18 protein-coding genes are annotated in these 18,605 nt (G+C 63.6%); 8 read left to right on the top strand and 10 right to left on the bottom strand.

All coding sequences use genetic code 11. The features are described from left to right. Positions 1–11: 11 nt before the first annotated feature. The 10 genes from odhB to AC0L3H_RS13610 all read right to left on the bottom strand — a co-directional run bounded on the left by odhB (position 12) and on the right by AC0L3H_RS13610 (position 10,732). Positions 12–1,319, bottom strand: coding sequence for a 2-oxoglutarate dehydrogenase complex dihydrolipoyllysine-residue succinyltransferase (gene odhB, locus AC0L3H_RS13655; RefSeq protein ID WP_473585800.1), 1,308 nt, complete (start codon positions 1,317–1,319; stop codon positions 12–14). Between the two features lie 50 nt (positions 1,320–1,369). Next, entirely contained in the window at positions 1,370–4,354 is a 2,985-nt protein-coding gene (locus AC0L3H_RS13650; protein WP_473585799.1) for a 2-oxoglutarate dehydrogenase E1 component, read from the bottom strand. Between the two features lie 148 nt (positions 4,355–4,502). Further along, positions 4,503–5,405 (bottom strand): succinate--CoA ligase subunit alpha, encoded by a 903-nt coding sequence (gene sucD, locus AC0L3H_RS13645; protein WP_023803366.1) that lies wholly within the window; start codon positions 5,403–5,405, stop codon positions 4,503–4,505. Positions 5,406–5,420: 15 nt separating this feature from the next. Beyond that, a complete protein-coding gene (locus AC0L3H_RS13640; RefSeq protein WP_473585798.1) occupies positions 5,421–5,615 on the bottom strand; it encodes a hypothetical protein in 195 nt (64 codons plus the stop codon). Beyond that, positions 5,605–5,835 carry a hypothetical protein gene (locus tag AC0L3H_RS13635; protein WP_023803364.1) on the bottom strand — a complete coding sequence of 77 codons (231 nt, stop codon included), beginning with the start codon at positions 5,833–5,835 and terminating at the stop codon, positions 5,605–5,607. Before AC0L3H_RS13635 ends, AC0L3H_RS13640 begins: the two co-directional genes overlap by 11 nt. 22 nt (positions 5,836–5,857) lie before the next feature. Beyond that, positions 5,858–6,229, bottom strand: coding sequence for a cupin domain-containing protein (locus AC0L3H_RS13630; protein ID WP_091592200.1), 372 nt, complete (start codon positions 6,227–6,229; stop codon positions 5,858–5,860). A 4-nt stretch (positions 6,230–6,233) separates the two neighbouring features. Continuing rightward, positions 6,234–7,427: an ADP-forming succinate--CoA ligase subunit beta gene (gene sucC, locus AC0L3H_RS13625; RefSeq protein ID WP_473585797.1), complete on the bottom strand. Its 1,194-nt coding sequence runs from the start codon at positions 7,425–7,427 to the stop codon at positions 6,234–6,236. Positions 7,428–7,474: 47 nt separating this feature from the next. Further along, on the bottom strand, positions 7,475–8,443 hold the full coding sequence (gene mdh, locus AC0L3H_RS13620) for a malate dehydrogenase (protein WP_473585796.1): 969 nt from the start codon (positions 8,441–8,443) through the stop codon (positions 7,475–7,477). A gap of 403 nt (positions 8,444–8,846) precedes the next feature. Continuing rightward, the gene (zapE, locus tag AC0L3H_RS13615) at positions 8,847–10,043 is read right to left on the bottom strand and encodes a cell division protein ZapE (protein ID WP_473585795.1); all 1,197 of its coding nucleotides are present in this window, start codon (positions 10,041–10,043) and stop codon (positions 8,847–8,849) included. Between the two features lie 146 nt (positions 10,044–10,189). After that, entirely contained in the window at positions 10,190–10,732 is a 543-nt protein-coding gene (locus AC0L3H_RS13610; protein ID WP_473585794.1) for a protease inhibitor Inh/omp19 family protein, read from the bottom strand. A gap of 292 nt (positions 10,733–11,024) precedes the next feature. Between AC0L3H_RS13610 and AC0L3H_RS13605 the strand changes: the two genes are divergently transcribed. From AC0L3H_RS13605 to AC0L3H_RS13570, 8 genes are all read left to right on the top strand, one after another. Further along, complete coding sequence (locus AC0L3H_RS13605) at positions 11,025–12,035, top strand: MBL fold metallo-hydrolase (protein WP_473585793.1); 1,011 nt, start codon at positions 11,025–11,027, stop codon at positions 12,033–12,035. A 90-nt stretch (positions 12,036–12,125) separates the two neighbouring features. Next, positions 12,126–12,287, top strand: a complete 162-nt coding sequence (locus AC0L3H_RS13600; RefSeq protein ID WP_023803355.1) for a DUF1328 family protein — start codon at positions 12,126–12,128, stop codon at positions 12,285–12,287. 274 nt (positions 12,288–12,561) lie between these two features. Continuing rightward, positions 12,562–13,446 (top strand): diaminopimelate epimerase, encoded by an 885-nt coding sequence (gene dapF, locus AC0L3H_RS13595; protein ID WP_473585792.1) that lies wholly within the window; start codon positions 12,562–12,564, stop codon positions 13,444–13,446. Then, complete coding sequence (gene mtaB, locus AC0L3H_RS13590) at positions 13,446–14,765, top strand: tRNA (N(6)-L-threonylcarbamoyladenosine(37)-C(2))-methylthiotransferase MtaB (protein ID WP_473585791.1); 1,320 nt, start codon at positions 13,446–13,448, stop codon at positions 14,763–14,765. Before dapF ends, mtaB begins: the two co-directional genes overlap by 1 nt. Positions 14,766–14,776: 11 nt before the next feature. Further along, complete coding sequence (gene ftsY / locus AC0L3H_RS13585; protein WP_473585790.1) at positions 14,777–16,513, top strand: signal recognition particle-docking protein FtsY; 1,737 nt, start codon at positions 14,777–14,779, stop codon at positions 16,511–16,513. Positions 16,514–16,575: 62 nt separating this feature from the next. Next, entirely contained in the window at positions 16,576–17,250 is a 675-nt protein-coding gene (locus tag AC0L3H_RS13580; RefSeq protein WP_023803351.1) for a septation protein A, read from the top strand. A 16-nt stretch (positions 17,251–17,266) separates the two neighbouring features. Then, on the top strand, positions 17,267–17,887 hold the full coding sequence (locus AC0L3H_RS13575; RefSeq protein ID WP_027153702.1) for a pyridoxamine 5'-phosphate oxidase family protein: 621 nt from the start codon (positions 17,267–17,269) through the stop codon (positions 17,885–17,887). A gap of 40 nt (positions 17,888–17,927) precedes the next feature. After that, a complete protein-coding gene (locus AC0L3H_RS13570) occupies positions 17,928–18,461 on the top strand; it encodes an NADPH-dependent FMN reductase (protein WP_473585882.1) in 534 nt (177 codons plus the stop codon). Positions 18,462–18,605: the final 144 nt, after the last annotated feature.

Genomic DNA, 18,605 nt, shown 5'->3' with positions numbered 1-18,605 from the left:
CTCGACCGGGCCTAGAGATCGAGCACCAGCCGTTCCGGATCCTCCAGGCTTTCCTTGACCCGCACCAGGAAGGTCACCGCTTCCTTGCCGTCGACGATGCGGTGATCGTAGGAGAGCGCCAGATACATCATCGGCCGGATCACGATCTGGCCGCCGACCACCACCGGCCGCTCCTGGATCTTGTGCATGCCCAGAATGCCCGACTGCGGCGCGTTGAGGATCGGCGTCGACATCAGCGATCCGTAAACGCCGCCGTTCGAAATCGTAAACGTGCCGCCCTGCATGTCGGCGACCGACAGCTTGCCATCACGCGCGGCGATGCCCAGCCTGCCGATATCTTTCTCGATCTCGGCTATTCCCATCTGGTCGGCATCGCGCACGACAGGCACGACGAGGCCTTTTTCGGTGCCGACGGCGACGCCGATATGGGCGTAGTTCTTGAAGATGATGTCGGTGCCGTCGATCTCGGCATTGACGGAAGGGATTTCCTTCAGCGCATGGGTGACGGCCTTGGTGAAGAAGCCCATGAAGCCCAGCTTCACGCCGTGCTTCTTCTCGAACACGTCCTTGTATTTGCTCCTGAGCGCCATTACCGCGCTCATGTCCACCTCGTTGAAGGTGGTCAGCATGGCGGCAGTCGACTGCGCTTCCTTGAGGCGGCGGGCGATGGTCTGCCGCAGCTTGGTCATGCGCACCCGCTCTTCGCGCGACGCGTCGTCGGCCGAGGACGGCGCGCGGGCGGCGACCGGCGCAGGGGCCTTCAACGTCTCGGCCGGCTGCGACGGAGCGCCCCTGGCGATCGCGTCGAGCACGTCGCCCTTAAGCACCTGGCCGCGCTTGCCGGAACCCGAGATCTGGTCGACCGCGAGATTGCTTTCGGCCAGCAGCTTCGCCGCCGCTGGCGCCGGCGGCATCGCGCGCGCCTCGATCGGCCCGGCATCGCCGGCGATCTTGGCGGTCTCGGCCGCGGCTTGCTTGACGGTGGCTGCGGCGGTCGGCGCCGAGGCCTGCGATACCGCGTCCTGCTTCGGTTCGGATGTTGACGACTTCGCGGGTTCGGGTGCTGCCGCCTTTGCCCCGTTGCCCGCCGAAATCATGCCGAGCAAAGCGCCGACTTCGACCGTCTCGCCTTCCTTGACGGCGATCTCGCTGAGCGTTCCTGCTGCCGCGGCCGGCACTTCGACCGTTACCTTGTCGGTTTCGAGCTCGACCAGCGGCTCGTCGGTGGCGATCGCGTCGCCCACCTTCTTGAACCATTTGCCGATGGTCGCCTCGGTGACGGATTCGCCAAGAGTGGGGACGCGGATTTCGGTAGCCATTGTGCCTGTCCGTTTTTCTGTCGGTTCTGTTCTATTCGCCGAGCTCTGTTCTATTCACCGAGCGCGTCTTCGAGCAAGGCGGCAAGCTGGGCGAGATGCTTCGACATCAACCCGGTCGCCGGCGACGCCGCGGCCGGCCGGCCGGTATAGCGCACCCGCTGGTGCTTGGCGTCGATATGCGCCAGCACCCATTCCAGATAGGGATCGATGAACGACCAGGCGCCCATGTTCTTGGGCTCCTCCTGGCACCACACCATCTCGGCGTTGCGGAAGCGTGACAGTTCGGTGATCAGCGCCTTGGCCGGGAACGGATAGAGCTGTTCGACGCGCAGCAGATAGATGTCGTTGATGCCGCGCTTCTCGCGCTCCTCGTAGAGGTCGTAATAGACCTTGCCCGAGCAGAGCACGACGCGGCGGATCTTCGAATCCTTGGTGAGCTTTATCGCCTGGCCGGGGAGCTGCTGGGCATCGTCCCACAACAGCCGGTGGAATGCGCTTTCGCCCGACATCTCCGGCAGCGTCGACACCGCCCGCTTGTGGCGCAGCAGCGACTTCGGCGTCATCAGGATCAGCGGCTTGCGGAAATCCCGCTTCAACTGCCGGCGCAGGATGTGGAAGTAGTTGGCCGGCGTCGTGCAATAGGCCACTTGCATGTTGTCTTCGGCGCAAAGCTGCAGGAAGCGCTCGAGCCTGGCCGACGAATGCTCCGGCCCCTGACCCTCATAGCCATGCGGCAGCAGGCAGACGAGGCCCGACATTCTGAGCCACTTGCGCTCGCCCGACGAGATGAACTGGTCGAACACCACCTGGGCGCCATTGGCGAAATCGCCGAACTGCGCTTCCCAAAGCGTCAGCGCCTTCGGCTCGGCCAGGCTGTAGCCGTATTCGAAGCCGAGCACGGCCTCTTCCGACAGCATCGAGTTGATGACCTCGAAGCCGGCCTGCGCCGCCGACAGATTGTTGAGCGGGATGTAGCGTGTCTCGTCGCGCTGGTCGTAGAGCACGGAGTGGCGTTGCGAGAATGTGCCGCGCTCCGAATCCTGTCCGGACAGCCGGACCGGATTGCCGTCGAGCAGGATGGCGCCGAAAGCCAGCGCCTCGGCCGTCGACCAGTCGATGCCTTCGCCCGACTCGATCGCCTGGCGGCGATTCTCGAGAAAGCGCAGGATCGTCTTGTGCGCCCCGAAATCCTTCGGCACCTCGGTCAGCTTCTTGCCTATTTCCTTCAGCGTCTTGACCGGCACGGCGGTCTTGCCGCGCCGCTGTTCGTCCTGGTTGTCGGCTGTGCGCAGGCCCGACCAGGCGCCATCCAGCCAGTCGGCCTTGTTGGGCTTGTAATGCTGGCCGACCTCGAATTCCTGCTCGAGATGTGTCCGCCATTCGGCCTTCATCTTGTCGAATTCGGCCTGGCTGAGGTGACCCTCGGCGATCAGCCGATCGGCATAGATCTGCACCGTCGTCTTATGGTTGCGAATGTTGCGATACATGATCGGCTGGGTGAAGGCCGGTTCGTCGCCCTCATTGTGGCCGAAGCGGCGGTAGCAGAACATGTCGACCACGACGGGCTTGTGGAACCTCATGCGGAATTCGATCGCCACCTTGGTGGCATGGACCACGGCTTCCGGATCGTCGCCATTGACGTGGAAGATCGGCGCCTCGATCATCTTGGCGACATCCGACGGATAGGGCGACGAGCGCGAGAAGCGCGGGTTGGTGGTGAAGCCGATCTGGTTGTTGATGATGAAGTGCAGCGTGCCGGCGACGCGGTGGCCGCGCAAGCCGGACAAGCCGAGGATTTCGGCAATCACGCCCTGGCCGGCAAAGGCCGCGTCGCCGTGCAGGAGCAACGGCAGCACCTTGGCGCGCTCTTCCAGCGGCACGATCTCCTCGCGGCTGCGGCCGAACAGAGAGTCCTGCTTGGCCCGCGCCTTGCCCATCACCACCGGATCGACGATTTCCAGATGCGAGGGATTGGCGGTCAGCGACAGGTGCACCTTGTTGCCGTCGAACTCGCGGTCCGACGAAGCACCGAGATGGTACTTCACGTCGCCCGAGCCCTCGACCTCGTCGGGAGCAGCCGAGCCGCCCTTGAACTCGTGGAAGATGGCGCGGTGCGGCTTGGCCATCACTTGGGAGAGCACGTTCAGCCGGCCGCGATGCGCCATGCCGAGCACGATCTCCTTCATGCCGAGCTGCCCGCCGCGCTTGACGATCTGCTCCAGCGCCGGGATCAGCGCCTCGGCGCCGTCGAGGCCGAAGCGCTTGGTGCCCTTGTACTTGACGTCGATGAACTGCTCGAAGCCTTCGGCCTCGACCAGCTTCTGCAGGATCGCCTTCTTGCCGGCGGCGGTGAAGGAGATCTCCTTGTCGGTGCCCTCGATGCGCGCCTGGATCCAGGCCTTCTCCTCGGGATCGGAAATATGCATGAACTCGACGCCGAGCGTCGAGCAATAGGTGCGGGTCAGGATGTCGAGCATCTGCCGGATGGTGCCGAATTCGAGCCCGAGCACATTGTCGAGGAAGATCGGGCGGTCGTAGTCGGCTGATGTGAAGCCGTAATTTTCCGGCGACAGCTCGTTGTAATCCTCGAGCTTGGCGATGCCGAGCGGGTCGAGATTGGCGTGCAAATGGCCACGCATGCGATAGGCGCGGATCATCATGATGGCGCGCACGGAATCGCGCGTCGCCTGATGGACGTCGGCGTCGGACAGGGCGACGCCGTTCAGCACCGCCTTGTTCTGGACCTTCTTCTCGATGTGCTTCTCGACGATGCCCCAATCGCCGTCGAGCGCCGAGACCAGTTCGCCATTGGCCTGCAGCGGCCACGAGGGCTTGGCCCATGAGGCGCCCTTGGCATTCTTGCGGACATCGCCGGCGTCGTCCTTCAGCGCCGCGAAGAAATCCTGCCATTCGGGGTCGACCGAAGCGGGATCGTCCTCATAGGCGGCGTAGAGCGCGTCGATGTAGTCGGCATTGCCGCCATAGAGGAAAGAGGTAAGCGAAAATTGGTCGTTGGCCTGATCTTGTCTCGCCATTTTTTCCGCGGAGCCTGGCTCCGTCTCCTGTTTTGGAGGGGAGTAGGGCAGTAAGGGAGTAGGGCAGTAGGGAAAACCAGGCACTAGCCATCGTTCGTCCCGTTCTTCCTATTCCCCTACTCCCATACTGCCCTACTCCCTTACTGCCTTAACCTTTTATCGCTTCGACCAGCGTCGTGCCGAGCCGAGCCGGCGACGGCGAAACCTTTATTCCGGCCGATTCCATCGCCGCGATCTTGTCCTCGGCGCCGCCCTTGCCGCCGGAAATCACTGCGCCTGCGTGACCCATGGTGCGGCCGGCCGGGGCCGTGCGCCCGGCGATGAAACCGGCCATCGGCTTCTTGCGGCCACGCTTGGCTTCGTCCTTGAGGAACTGCGCGGCGTCTTCCTCGGCCGAGCCGCCGATCTCGCCGATCATGATGATCGACTGTGTCTCGTCGTCGGCGAGGAACATCTCCAGCACGTCGATGAACTCAGTGCCTTTGACGGGGTCGCCACCGATGCCGACGGCGGTGGTCTGGCCGAGACCGACATTGGTGGTCTGGAACACTGCCTCATAGGTAAGCGTTCCCGAGCGGGAAACAACGCCGACCGAGCCCTTGCGGAAGATGTTGCCGGGCATGATGCCGATCTTGCATTCGTTGGGGGTCAGGACGCCGGGGCAGTTGGGACCGATCAGCCGCGATGTCGAGCGGTCGAGCCGCGCCTTGACCTTGATCATGTCGATCACCGGGATGCCCTCGGTGATGCAGATGATCAGCGGGATTTCGGCTTCGATCGCTTCCAGGATCGCCTCGGCGGCGCCTGCCGGCGGCACATAGACGACAGATGCATTGGCGCCGGTCTTCGCCTTGCCTTCAGCGACTGTGGAAAAGATCGGCAAGCTCTCGCCCGCGGCGCCGGTCCACGTCTCGCCACCCTTCTTGGGGTGGATGCCGCCGACCATTTTTGTCCCGTGATAGGCCAGCGCCTGTTCGGTATGGAACGTGCCGGTCTTGCCGGTCAGGCCCTGCACGAGCACCTTGGTGTTCTTGTCGACGAGAATGGACATTTTTTAAAGACCTGATCAGTGAGTGCGGAAGGGGTTGACGGCGACCACGGATCCGTAGGCCTGCCCGTGGTTGAGGTCTTCGGTGTAAAGTGTCTTGACGCCAAGGCGCTCGGCGGCGGCGATGATTGCGCCATACTCCGCGCGCTTGGAATCGTGTCCGATGGCGGCACAGACGAGAATGTTCGTGTCGAGGCGGCAGTCAGCGGTCATGGAGAGCTGCCCGGTTCCAAGTCTTGCTGCCCATGTCGCCTGACGCCTCGTAGGCAAGCCTAAGCAGGGCTTGCCGAGCCCCGTCGTTGGCATGGCGCTTCGCGGCCACTGTCGCGAAAAACTCCCGCACCAAGGCGTCGACGGTCGTGCCCTGTTCAGCGGCCGTCAGCTTGACCTGCTCCAGAACCTCGTCTTCGACCGCCAGAGTGATGTTCTTCATTTCTCTTCCCCGCACAAGCTCCCTAAAGCCGCTTGAGATCGGCGACTGTGAGGTCGCTCTTGGCGTTGCCAGTGTTGAGCGTCGTCGCCGGCTCGAACATCAGCACCACCGGCTGTTCGCTCAGCGAGCGCGGCCGGTGCTCAATGGCGCGCGGCACGACGATGAACTCGCCGCTGCCAAGCTCCACCGTGCCGTCGCGGAAATCGATGGCGATGCGGCCGCGCAGCACCAGGAAGGCTTCGTCCTCGTTGTCATGCGCGTGCCAATCGAAGATATCGCCGAACTTGGCGATCTTGACCTGGGCGTCGTTGACGTCGCCGGCGATATGCGGATCGAAGACCTTTTTGATCTTCTGATCCGCCGCCTCGACCAGGTTTATCTTGTGCGGAGGCACCAGGTCAGCCCTTCACCGCCGCCACGATTTTCTTGGCCGCGTCGTCGAGGTCATCGGCCGAGACGACGTTGAGCCCGCTGTCGTTGATGATCTTCTTGCCGAGCTCGGCATTGGTGCCTTCCAGCCGCACCACCAGCGGCACTTGCAGGCCGACTTCCTTGACCGCTGCGATAACGCCCTCGGCAATGATGTCGCACTTCATGATGCCGCCAAAGATGTTGATCAGGATGCCTTTGACCGCCGGATCCTTGGTGATGATCTTGAACGCCGCCGTCACCTTCTCCTTCGACGCACCGCCGCCGACATCGAGGAAGTTGGCGGGCTCGGCGCCATAGAGCTTGATGATATCCATCGTCGCCATGGCAAGGCCGGCGCCGTTGACCATGCAGCCGATATTGCCGTCGAGCGCGACATAGGCGAGGTCGTATTTCGACGCCTCGATCTCCTTCTCGTCCTCTTCGGTAATGTCGCGCAGTTCCATCACGTCGGGATGGCGGAACAGCGCGTTGTTGTCGAACGACACTTTTGCGTCGAGCACGCGCAGCCGGCCGTTCTTCATGACGATCAGCGGGTTGACCTCGAGCAGGCTCATGTCCTTCTCGACGAAGGCTTTGTAGAGGATCGGGAACAACGTCTCGCCGTCCCTGGCGGAGTCGCCGTCGAGCTTCAGCGCGCCGTTGAGTTCTTTCAAATCATCCGCCGTTATGCCTTTTTCCGGGTCGATGGCGACGGTGATGATCTTTTCCGGCGTGTCGTGGGCGACCGCCTCGATATCCATGCCGCCCTCGGTCGAAACGACGAAAGCGATGCGGCCGACGGTGCGATCGACCAGCAGCGACAGATAGAGCTCGCGCTCGATGTCGGCGCCGTCCTCGATGTAGAGGCGGTTGACCTGCTTGCCCGCCGGGCCGGTCTGCTTGGTGACCAGCGTGTGGCCAAGCATTTCCTTGGCGTTGGCGACCACTTCGGCCACCGATTTCGCCAGCCTGACGCCGCCCTTGGCGTGGGGGCCGAGCTCCCTGAACTTGCCCTTGCCGCGGCCGCCGGCATGGATCTGGCTTTTCACCACATAGAGCGGGCCGGGCAGTGCCTTGGCGGCGGCTTCCGCCTCGCTTGCCCTAAACACCGGCACGCCTTCGGCCACCGGTGCGCCAAAGCCCTTCAGCAGCGCCTTGCCCTGATATTCATGGATGTTCATGCGCGTTGTCTCCAGATCACTTTACTGGCGGGTCACTTGGCGGCGGATCATTTGGCGGCGAGTTGCGGAGCGATCTTGACGCAAGCCTCGCACAGGCCCTGCACCGCCGCCACCGAATTGTCGAACATCTTCTGCTCGGCCTTGCCGAGCTCGATCTCGATGACGCGCTCGACACCGCCGGCGCCGATCACCACCGGCACGCCGACATAGGTGTTCTTGACACCATACTGGCCGGAGAGATGCGCAGCACAGGGCAGCACGCGCTTCTTGTCCTTGAGATAGGCTTCGGCCATGGCGATCGCCGAGGCGGCCGGTGCGTAGAAGGCCGAGCCGGTCTTGAGCAGGCCGACGATCTCGGCGCCGCCGTCGCGGGTGCGCTGCACGATCTGGTCGAGCTTTTCCTTCGAGGTCCAGCCCATCTTGATGAGGTCGGGCAGCGGGATGCCGGCGACCGTCGAATAGCGGATCATCGGCACCATGGAATCGCCATGGCCGCCGAGCACGAAGGCGGTGACATCCTCGACCGACACCTTGAATTCTTCGGCCAGGAAATAGCGAAAGCGCGAACTGTCGAGCACGCCGGCCATGCCCACGACATGGCTCTTCGGCAGGCCGGAAAACTTCTGCAGCGCCCAGACCATGGCGTCGAGCGGGTTGGTGATGCAGATGACGAAGGCTTTCGGCGCGTATTTCTTGAGACCCGCGCCAACCTGCTCCATGACCTTCAGATTGATGCCGAGAAGGTCGTCGCGGCTCATGCCGGGCTTGCGCGGCACACCGGCGGTGACGATGCAGACGTCGGCACCCTCGATGCCGGCATAGTCGTTGACGCCGGTCAGCCTCGAATCGAACCCATCGACCGGCGACGACTGCGCGATATCCAGCCCTTTGCCTTGCGGGATGCCGTCGGCGATATCGAACAGCACAACATCGCCGAGATCCTTGAGGCCGATCATGTGGGCGAGCGTGCCGCCGATCATGCCCGAGCCGATGAGCGCTATCTTGTTGCGTGCCATGTCAGGATGTTTTCCCTTTAGACTGTGACGGCGCCCAAATCCCTTAACGAATTGGATGACGGCGTCGAGGAAGGAGGCCGGAATGCGGCGGGGAAGCCGCGAAGATTTCGCCGCACCCAATAGCCCCGGCGCATAGGATATTCAAACGATTATTTTGGAGTGAGATTTTTCAATCGGTTAGATGGGTTGGGATTTACGTAAACGTCAAAGTTCGTAAGCCGACTTGGGAAAGTTACGCAATGAAGATGGAAATAAGAAGGCTGTTTCCCGGCGATGACGCCCTTGTGAAGCGGGTCGCCGAAGATGTGTTCGATGAACCGGTCAGGCTGGATTATTTCGCCTCATGGCCATTGCCGGCGGGACAGAGGGGGCGCGAAGGATCGCGACCTTCCGGAGACTATCTTCAGGCTCGAGCCTGCTGCGCTTCGGTCAGCGTCGCCTTCTGCCTCTCCATCCAGTCTTCCAGCCATTTGTGGCTCTGCATCTCGATCAGCCGCGACGCGGTGCGCTCGAACTCGAAGACCTCGTTGCCGCGCTTGGCCGTATAAAGCTTCGCTGGCGGCGCGGCGGCGCTCACCACCAGCCGCACATGATGGTCGTAGAGTGTGTCTATCAGCAGGATGAAGCGCTTCGCCTCGTTGCGCATGCCTTCGCCAAGCACCGGCACATGATCGATGAAGACGGTCGAGAAGCGGCCAGCAATCGCCAGGAAATCGCGGGCGCCGAGCGGGTTTTCGCAGAGATCGGCAAAGGAAAACCGCGCCGCGTCGCCGGCGGCGCGCGGCACGACGACCTGCCGGCCCTTTACCGTCAGGGCCGCTGCCTGCGTCGGCCTGCCATGCGTCATCACGTTCCAGGCCTCGTCGAGGACGGCATCGGCGGCGGCATCGGCAGGGGTGACATAGACCGGCAGGCGGCTGAGCTTGTCCAGCCGATAGTCCTTGTCGGCATCGAGGGCAATCACCTGCGCATGCCGCTCCAGGATGCCGATGAAGGGCAGGAAAAGCTTGCGGTTCAAGCCGTCGCCGTAGAGATCCTGCGGCGCGACATTGGACGTGGCGACCAGCACGACGCCGTTGGCAAACAGCGCCGAGAACAGCCGCGACAGGATCATCGCGTCGGCGATGTCGGTGACGGAAAACTCGTCGAAGCACAGCACCCAGGCTTCCTCGGCCAACGCGCGGGCCACCGGCGCGATCGGGTCGTCTTCCCTGACGGTGCCCTCTTTACGCGCCTGCCGGTGCTTCTGGATGCGGTCCTGCACATCGGCCATAAAATCGTTGAAATGCACACGCCGCTTGCGCCGGACCGGCATCAGCTCGAAGAACATGTCCATCAGCATGGTCTTGCCGCGGCCGACGCCGCCGTGGATATAGAGGCCCTTGACGGCCTCGCGCGTCTCGCGCTTGCGAGCGAACAGCCAGCCCAGCGCGCTCGATTTGTGCGCCAGCCGTTTTGCCGAAATCTCGTCGATCAGCCGGTCGAGTGCCGCAACGACCCGCTCCTGCGCCCGATCGCGGTCGATCAGGCCTGACACAACCAGATGGTCGTAGCGCTGCCGGACGGTCGCATGGGTCTGAAGGCCGTCGCGCAGATGCATCGATCACGTCGTTCCGGAGCAATTCCAAGAAAAATGTGTAGCGGTTTTCTGTCCGAAATTGCGTAAAAACAAAAGAGAGCAATTCCGGGAAAAGCGTGTCGCGGTTTTCGGCCCGGAATCGCGTAAGAACAATAGGGGCGGGCGGGTCAGCCTCTTGTAAGCGAGATCGGCAGGCCGTTGGAAGTCTGGCCGTCGAATTTCTCTCCGCCCGAGGAATAGAGCCGTGCCAGCGTGCCGCCATTCGCGTCGTACAGCGTCAACTGCTTGCCGGCGACGTTCCAGGATTTGATGCCGTCGATCGGTGCCGGGCAATGCAGCGGTCCAGCCCGATAGCCGGAGCCGAATTTGGTTTGCGGCGTCGCCACCTGGCAGCTCTGGCCGGACACGCTGGCCTTCCACACGCCGGCGACACTGCTTGCGGTAAGATCCGGGGCTCCCGCCGGAGCCGTTCCGTCCGGCGGAAGCGAGGCGACCTGGGGCGTGCCTTGCGGCGCCGTCGGAAATTTCGACGGGTCGGCGGTGCCAGGCGACGCCGGCGGCGGCAGCTGGTTTGCGGTCACCTTGCCGGAGGGCGCGGCTTCCAGCGGCGCCGGCTGCTGGTCCATCGGCGAGAACCGTGACGTTGAACAGCCGCTCGCAAAGAGCGCGGCCAGCGATACGGCCAGCAGACCGGTTTTCGAAAAATTCATTTCAAACCTCCGTCGGATCCGGCCGGGCTGCCGTCCGCACAATATCTCCTTTACCAAGACGGAGAAGGTGGCAAAATTTCAACCCTGTATGGTTAAAATAGCATTTGCGGCGGCACCTGTTGCAACTTTGCCACAAATGCGTGCCGCCCGAAAACCTGCCCTGGGGTCTGACGCGAGACTGCGCAGCGCTTTGCCAGGACAGGCCTGCCCTTGGCGTCCGGCCGCCAAATGCTTGCGCCAGCCCGCTTCGGTCCTATCTCTGATGAAACCGAACCTTGCCGGAGGCGAAATCTTGGCTGCGAGGAAAAGGGCGGCCAACCGCTACTATAGCGGGCCGCCCAGCGATCATTTCGACGGCACCTTGTTCTTCAATCCCAACGGCAAGTTGCCTGCCCGCTTTTCCGATCTTTTGAAGTGGCAGCTGGGCGGCGAACGCTCGAAATGGCCGTCGGCGAATCCAAGTCCGTTTCATCAGGCGACACCGGCCAAACGGATCGACGGCTCCGAACTGAGGCTGACCATGGTCGGCCATTCGACGCTGCTCATCCAGACAGCCGGCCTGAACATCCTCACCGACCCGGTCTGGTCGCGGCGCGCCTCGCCGCTCCCTTTTGCCGGGCCGAAACGGGTCAATCCGCCGGGCATCGCCTTCTCCAACCTGCCGCCGATCGACCTCGTGCTGGTCAGCCACAACCACTACGATCATCTCGACCTCGCCACGCTGAAGCGGCTGAAGACAAAGCACGACCCGCTGGTGCTGACGCCGCTCGGCAACGACGCCATCATCGACCCCGGCGTTCCCGGGATGCGGCTTTCCGTGCATGACTGGGGCGAGCGGGTCGAGATCGGCAACGACGTCGCTGTCCATGTCGAGCCGGTGCACCATTGGTCGGCACGCGGCACCCGCGACCGGCGCATGGCGCTGTGGGCGGGCTTTGTGGTCGAGACGCCGGGCGGAAAAGTCTATTTCGCCGGCGACACCGGTTTCCACGATGGCATCAACTACCGGCTGATGGCCGCAAGGCACGGCGGCTTCCGCCTCGCCATCCTGCCGATCGGCGCCTACGAGCCGCGCTGGTTCATGGCGCCACACCACCAGAACCCGGAGGAGGCGGTGCGAGGCATGCTGTTGTGCGACGCCGCCTATGCCGCCGGCTGCCATTGGGGCACGTTCCGGCTCACCAACGAGCCGATCGACGAGCCGGCAAGAAAGCTTGGCGAGGCCCTCGACGATCAAGGTGTCCCGCAAGAACGCTTTCGCGCCCTGCGTCCCGGCGAAGTCTGGGACGTGCCGGCGCTCTAGGCTGGCGACCCCAGAGGCCCCCGGGGGAACCCGGCGACGTCGTAAACGCGTTGGTGGTGGTCCACAACCGTCGGCTGCGAGGGATTTCCCATGATCAAATGGATTGTCATTCTTCTGATAATCGCGGCCGCGGCCAGCCTGCTCGGCATGCCGGCATTGGCCGGAGCCGCCGCCACCGGCGCCCGCATTCTCATCGGCATCGTGCTGATCATCTTCCTGCTGGTCATGCTTGGCGTCTTGGCGGTGGCGTAATGCATGTCGCGCAAAAGTGCGTAGCGGTATTGCGATAACGACATGGATAAAACAAGAACCTAAAGCGCGTTGCATGAATCGGCTCAAACGCGACGCGCTTTAGCCGCATCCGCCCGAAAATCGGAATCGATTTTCAGGGAGCACGATGCGCAGGTTAATGTCAGAGCGTACTTTGTGCGTCCAAGGCGACGCACGTCGCGCTGGCGTCTCGCACTGGTAATTCCGGCCGCTATCCGCCATATAGGCGCCAAACCGGCATGAGACCTTTCGATCCATGGCAAGCACTGCCCCCTTCGCCAAGATGAACGGCATCGGCAACGAAATCATCGTTGCCGACATGCGTGGTCGCGCCGACCGGGTGGCGCCGGCTGCCGCCCTTGCGCTCAATGCCGATGCCGCGACGAAGTTCGATCAGATCATGGCGATCCACGACGCCAGAACGCCGGGCACTGCCTTTTTCATCGACATCCTGAATTCCGACGGAACCGGCGCGCAGGCCTGCGGCAACGGCATGCGCTGCGTGGTGCAGGCGCTTGCCGCCGAGACCGGCCAGAAGACATTCGCCTTCGAGACCGTCGCCGGCATCCTCAACGCTGAAGAACATGCCGACGGGCTGATCTCGGTCGACATGGGCGAGCCGCATTTCGGCTGGCAGGATATTCCGCTCGCCGAGGAATTCCGCGATACCCGCATGATCGAGCTGCAGGTCGGCCCGATCGACGCGCCGGTGCTGCACTCGCCCTCGGTCGTGTCGATGGGCAATCCGCACGCCATCTTCTGGGTCGATCGCGACGTCTGGTCCTATGAGCTCGACCGCTTCGGTCCGCTGCTCGAAAACCACCCGATCTTCCCCGAACGCGCCAACATCACCATCGCGCGGGTGACCTCGACCGAGATGATGGTCATCCGCACCTGGGAGCGCGGCGCCGGCCTGACCAAGGCCTGCGGCACAGCGGCCTGTGCCGCCGCCGTCGCTGCCGCGCGCACCAGGCGGACCGGACGCAGCGTCTCCCTGGTGACGCCCGGAGGTGGCTCCTTGCATGTCGAGTGGCGCGGCGACGATCACGTCATCCTCACCGGCGCCGCCGAATGGGAATTTTCCGGCAGCTTCGACCCGGCGACCGGCGTGTGGGCCCGCGACACCGAAAGCGCCGCCTGATGGCTCCTCTTGCCAAGAAGGGTCCCGCTCTTCCCAAAAGTGTTGACGTCGTCACCTTCGGCTGCCGGCTGAACACCTACGAATCCGAGGTGATGCGGCGAGAGGCGGAAAGCGCCGGCCTTGGCGCGCTGGAAGGCGGCGCCATCATCTTCAACACCTGCGCCGTCACCGGCGAGGCGGTGCGCCAGGCAAAACAGTCGATCCGCAAGGCCCGCCGCGAGAACCCGCAGGCCCGCATCATCGTCACCGGCTGCGCCGCGCAGACCGAGCCGCAGAATTTCGTCGCCATGGACGAGGTTGATCTCGTCCTTGGCAATGAGGAAAAGCTGAAAGCGCAGTCCTATCGCGCGCTGCCGGATTTCGGCGTCAACGACACCGAGAAGGCTCGCGTCAACGATATCTTTTCGGTGCGCGAGACGGCCGGCCACATGGTCGACGCCATCGAAGGCCGGGCGCGGGCGTTCGTCCAGGTTCAGAACGGCTGCGACCACCGCTGCACCTTCTGCATCATCCCCTATGGCCGCGGCAATTCGCGCTCGGTGCCGATGGGCGCCGTGGTCGAGCAGGTCAAGCGGCTGAGCGGCAATGGCTATGCCGAGATCGTGCTGACCGGCGTCGACATGACCAGTTTCGGCGCCGACCTGCCGGGCAGCCCGAAACTCGGCAAATTGGTCAAGACAATCCTGAAGCAGGTGCCTGACGTGAAACGCCTGCGCCTTTCCTCGATCGATTCGATCGAGGCTGACGACGATCTGCTCGACGCCATCGCCACCGAGCCCCGGCTGATGCCGCATCTGCATCTGTCGCTGCAGTCCGGTGACGACATGATCCTGAAACGGATGAAGCGCCGGCACGACCGGGATCAGTCGATCCGTTTTTGCCAGGATTTGCGCAAATTGCGTCCCGGCATCGTCTTCGGCGCCGACATCATCGCCGGCTTCCCGACCGAGACGGACGCCATGTTCGAAAAATCGCTGGAGATCGTCGAGGAATGCGGCCTGACGCATCTCCACGTCTTTCCGTTTTCGCCGCGCGAAGGCACCCCCGCCGCGCGCATGCCGCAGCTTCGCCGCGAACTGGTCAAGCAGCGTGCGGCACGGCTGCGCGCCGCCGGTGACGCCGCCTATCGCAGCCACCTTTCCTCGCTCGCCGGAACACGCCAGTCGATCCTGGTCGAGCGCGACGGGCTCGGCCGCACCGAAGGGTTTACGCTCGCCGCGATCTCCGAGGGTGCGCCGGGCGAAATCGTCGAGGCTGATATCGCCGGCGATGACGGCGCGCGGCTGATCGCGGCGCCGCTTGCCGCCCGCGCCGCCTGAGACGCAAGAACATGGCTGGTTTTCTCAAGAAGATATTTTCGTTCGGCAAGAAGGAAGTGGTCGAGGAGCGGATCGACGAGACCGCACCGCTGCCGCCGATCAAATGGGATGCGCTCGAGGCGCTGAAACCGGCGGCTGTTGAAGAGGCCGAGCCCGCTCCGAGGATTCCACCCGAGCCTGAAATCCAGCCGGAACCTGCTTCGGTCGAGGAGTTGCAGCCGCCTGCCGAGGAGCCAGAGGAGATACCGGCGGCTCCCGTCGAGTCTCCTCCGGAGCCAGAGCCGGAGGAAATTCCTGAGCCAGTACCGACGCAGCCTGAGATCGTCCAGACTGAGGGTCCGTCATCCGAACGTGACGCTGCCCCTCATCCGCCTGCCGGCACTTTCTCCCCGTATGGTGACGGGGAGAAGCGTGCTGATCGTCCCGCCGAACCTCCTTTTGAAAGCGGCAAAGAAGAAGCGCCTGCGCTGACGTCCCCCTCTCCCCGTCCCTTACGGGGAGAGGGTAATGGTGAGGGGCAGCGCGGACCTGCGCAAGATGCTGCACCGCCAGCCGGGGCCCCCTTAACTGCGCCCGAGCCTGAGGCGCCGGCGGCCGAAATCCCGCCCCCCATTCGCCAGCCGGCGCCAGTCGAGGCAAAGCCGGTCCTTGCTGAGATTGCGCCCGAACCTGAAGCCATTCCAGCGCCCCACCCTCCCCTCGATGGGGAGGTAAAGCGCGAGCCCGTTCCGCAACCGCCACCGGAGCCAAAGCCGGCTCCCGGCAAGGTCACCGTCACCAAGAAGGTCGAGCAGAGCGCCGAGCCGCAGAAGGCGCCGGAACCGGCGCCGAAACGCTCGTGGTTCCAGCGGATGAAGGAGGGACTCGCCCGCTCTTCCCGGGAACTGTCGGGCAACATCGCCGGCGTCTTCACCAAGCGCAAGCTCGACGAGGACACGCTGCAGGATCTGGAGGACGTGCTGATCCGCGCCGATCTCGGCATGGAGACGGCTTTGCGCATCACCGATTCGCTGGCTGCCAGCCGCTACGGCAAGGACGTCTCCGAGACGGAAGTGCGCGCCATCATGGCGACCGAGGTGGAGAAGGTGCTGACCCATGTCGCCTTGCCACTGGAGCTCGACCTCAGCCACAAGCCGCATGTCATCCTTGTCGTCGGCGTCAACGGCACCGGCAAGACCACGACCATCGGCAAGCTGGCGGCAAAGCTGACCGACGGCGGCCTGTCGGTGATGCTCGCCGCCGGCGACACGTTCCGTGCCGCCGCGATCGAGCAATTGAAGATCTGGGGCGAGCGCACCAGGTCGCCAGTCATCGCCTCGAAGCTTGGCGCCGACGCCGCCGGCCTCGCCTACGATGCCTTCGAACAGGCCAGGCAAGCCGGCTCCGACGTGCTGATCATCGACACCGCCGGGCGGCTGCAGAACAAGACCGAGCTGATGGCGGAACTCGAAAAGATCGTCCGGGTGCTGGGCAAGCTCGATCCGGAGGCGCCGCACACCGTGCTGCAAACGGTCGACGCCACCACCGGCCAGAACGCGCTCAACCAGGTCGAGATCTTCCGCAATGTCGCCGGCGTCAACGGCCTGGTGATGACCAAGCTGGACGGCACGGCACGCGGCGGTATTCTGGTGGCGATTGCGGCAAAGCACAAATTGCCGGTTTATTTCATCGGCGTCGGCGAACAGGTCGACGACCTCGAACCATTCTCCGCAAGCGAGTTCGCCAGGGCGATCGCTGGAGTGGCATAACAAGCTTGATCCCAAAAAGTTGCAGACTTTTTGGACAGGATCATGCGCAAGAAGGAAAGCCTATGAACCCGCGCATCCTCGAACGCGATCCCTCCGACCCGCAGAAACAGAAGAAGGAAGGCGTCAATCCGCTGCTCAAGCTGGTGCTGGAGCTCGGCCCGTTGATGGTGTTCTTCTTCGCCAACGCCCGTGGCGCATGGCTGTCGCAGAAATTTCCGGTGCTGGCCGAATTCGGCGGACCGATCTTCGTCGCCACGGGCCTGTTCATGGCCGCGACCGCGATCGCGCTGGCCGCGTCCTGGCTGCTCACCCGCACCTTGCCGATCATGCCGATGGTGTCGGGCGTCGTCGTCTTCGTCTTCGGCGCGCTGACGCTCTACCTGCAGGACGACATCTTCATCAAGATGAAGCCGACAATCGTCAACATGCTGTTCGGCGGCGTGCTGCTCGGCGGCCTGTTCTTCGGCAAGTCGCTGCTCGGCTACGTCTTCGATTCGGCCTTCAGCCTCGATGCCGAGGGCTGGAAGAAACTCACTTTCCGCTGGGGCCTGTTTTTCCTGTTCCTGGCCCTTGTCAACGAAGTCGTCTGGCGGAATTTTTCCACCGACGCCTGGGTTACCTTCAAGGTCTGGGGCATCATGCCCATCACCCTTCTCTTCACCTTCAGCCAGATGCCGCTGATCATGCGCCATTCGCTTGAAGGCAAGACCGGAACAGAAGGGAAGCCCGGCAAGTAACGATCAAGGAGACGGCATGGAATTCGTCACCACGCGCGAAGAGCTGAGAACGATCTACAAGACGCCTCGGCCGACCGACGGCTCGATCCGCAAGGAACTGAAGGCGCTGGATGGCCACAGCCGTTCCTTCATCGGCAAAAGCCCCTTCGTGCTGATCGGCTCCTCCGACGGCGCCGGCAATGCCGATGTGACGCCGAAGGGCGACAGGCCGGGCTTTGCCGCCGTGCTCGACGAGAAGACCATCGCCATCCCCGACCGGCCCGGCAACAACCGGCTCGACACGCTGGAGAACATTCTTCTCAACCCTTCGGTCGGGCTGCTCTTCCTCATCCCGGGCATGAACGAGACGCTGCGCGTCAATGGCGACGCCCGCATCACCGTCGATGCGGGCCTGCGCGAGCGGCTCGCCGTCGACGGCAAGGAACCGCAAAGCGTCGTCCTGGTGACGGTCAAGGCCGCCTACATGCATTGCGCCAAGGCTTTTATGCGCTCCGATCTGTGGAAGCCGGAAACCTGGTACGACCGCGCGACGCTGCCGACGCTCGGCCAGATCCTGCGCGACCAGCTGGCGCTCGCCGATTCGGCCGAGGCGACCGACCGCTGGCTGGACGAAGAATACAAACACACCATGTGGTAGTGTGCCCGACCACGAATCGCCCGAGCCCGCCTCTAAGCCTTTGCTGAACATCCTCGCCATTTCCGGCAGCCTGCGCGCCGCCTCGACCAATTCGGCCCTGGTCGCGGCGCTCGCGCAAAACGCGCCGCCGGACTGTCGCGTATCCGTCTATGACGGGCTTGGCCGGCTGCCGATTTTCAATCCGGATGACGAAGGCGAGCGGACGCCACCGCAAGCATCCGCGCTGATCGACGCGGTCACCGCCGCTGACGGCGTGATCGTCTCCTGCCCTGAGTATGCCCATGGCGTACCGGGCGGGCTGAAGAACGCGCTCGACTGGCTGGTGTCGCGCGACGCCGCTGTCGGCAAGCCGGCCATGCTGGTGCACGCCTCGCCGCGCTCGCTGTTTGCCCGCGCGGCACTGGCCGAGATCATGCGCACCATGTCTTTCGCGCTTTTTGAAGACACCGCGCTCGAAATCGCCCTGCTCGGCAAGAGGCCACCGGAGGTGGACAAAATCCTGTCGGAGCCGGCAAGCCAACTGGCAATGCACAACGCCATTTCGGAATTCGCCGATTTCATCCGGTCGCGTTAAGCGGCGGCCACCGTGCTTTCGTTATCCCGGGCGGAGCGAACGCTAAGCGCGTCGGCGACGAAGCCCCCAAGTGGGCCCGGCAGGGCAGAGCGGGGCGCTGTCCCGCAGCCTCTCGCAAATTTCCCTTCGGTCTCAACGCCGCGA

This window comes from Mesorhizobium sp. WSM4816 (assembly GCF_055811535.1).
This window is presented reverse-complemented; position numbering and strand designations above follow the sequence as displayed.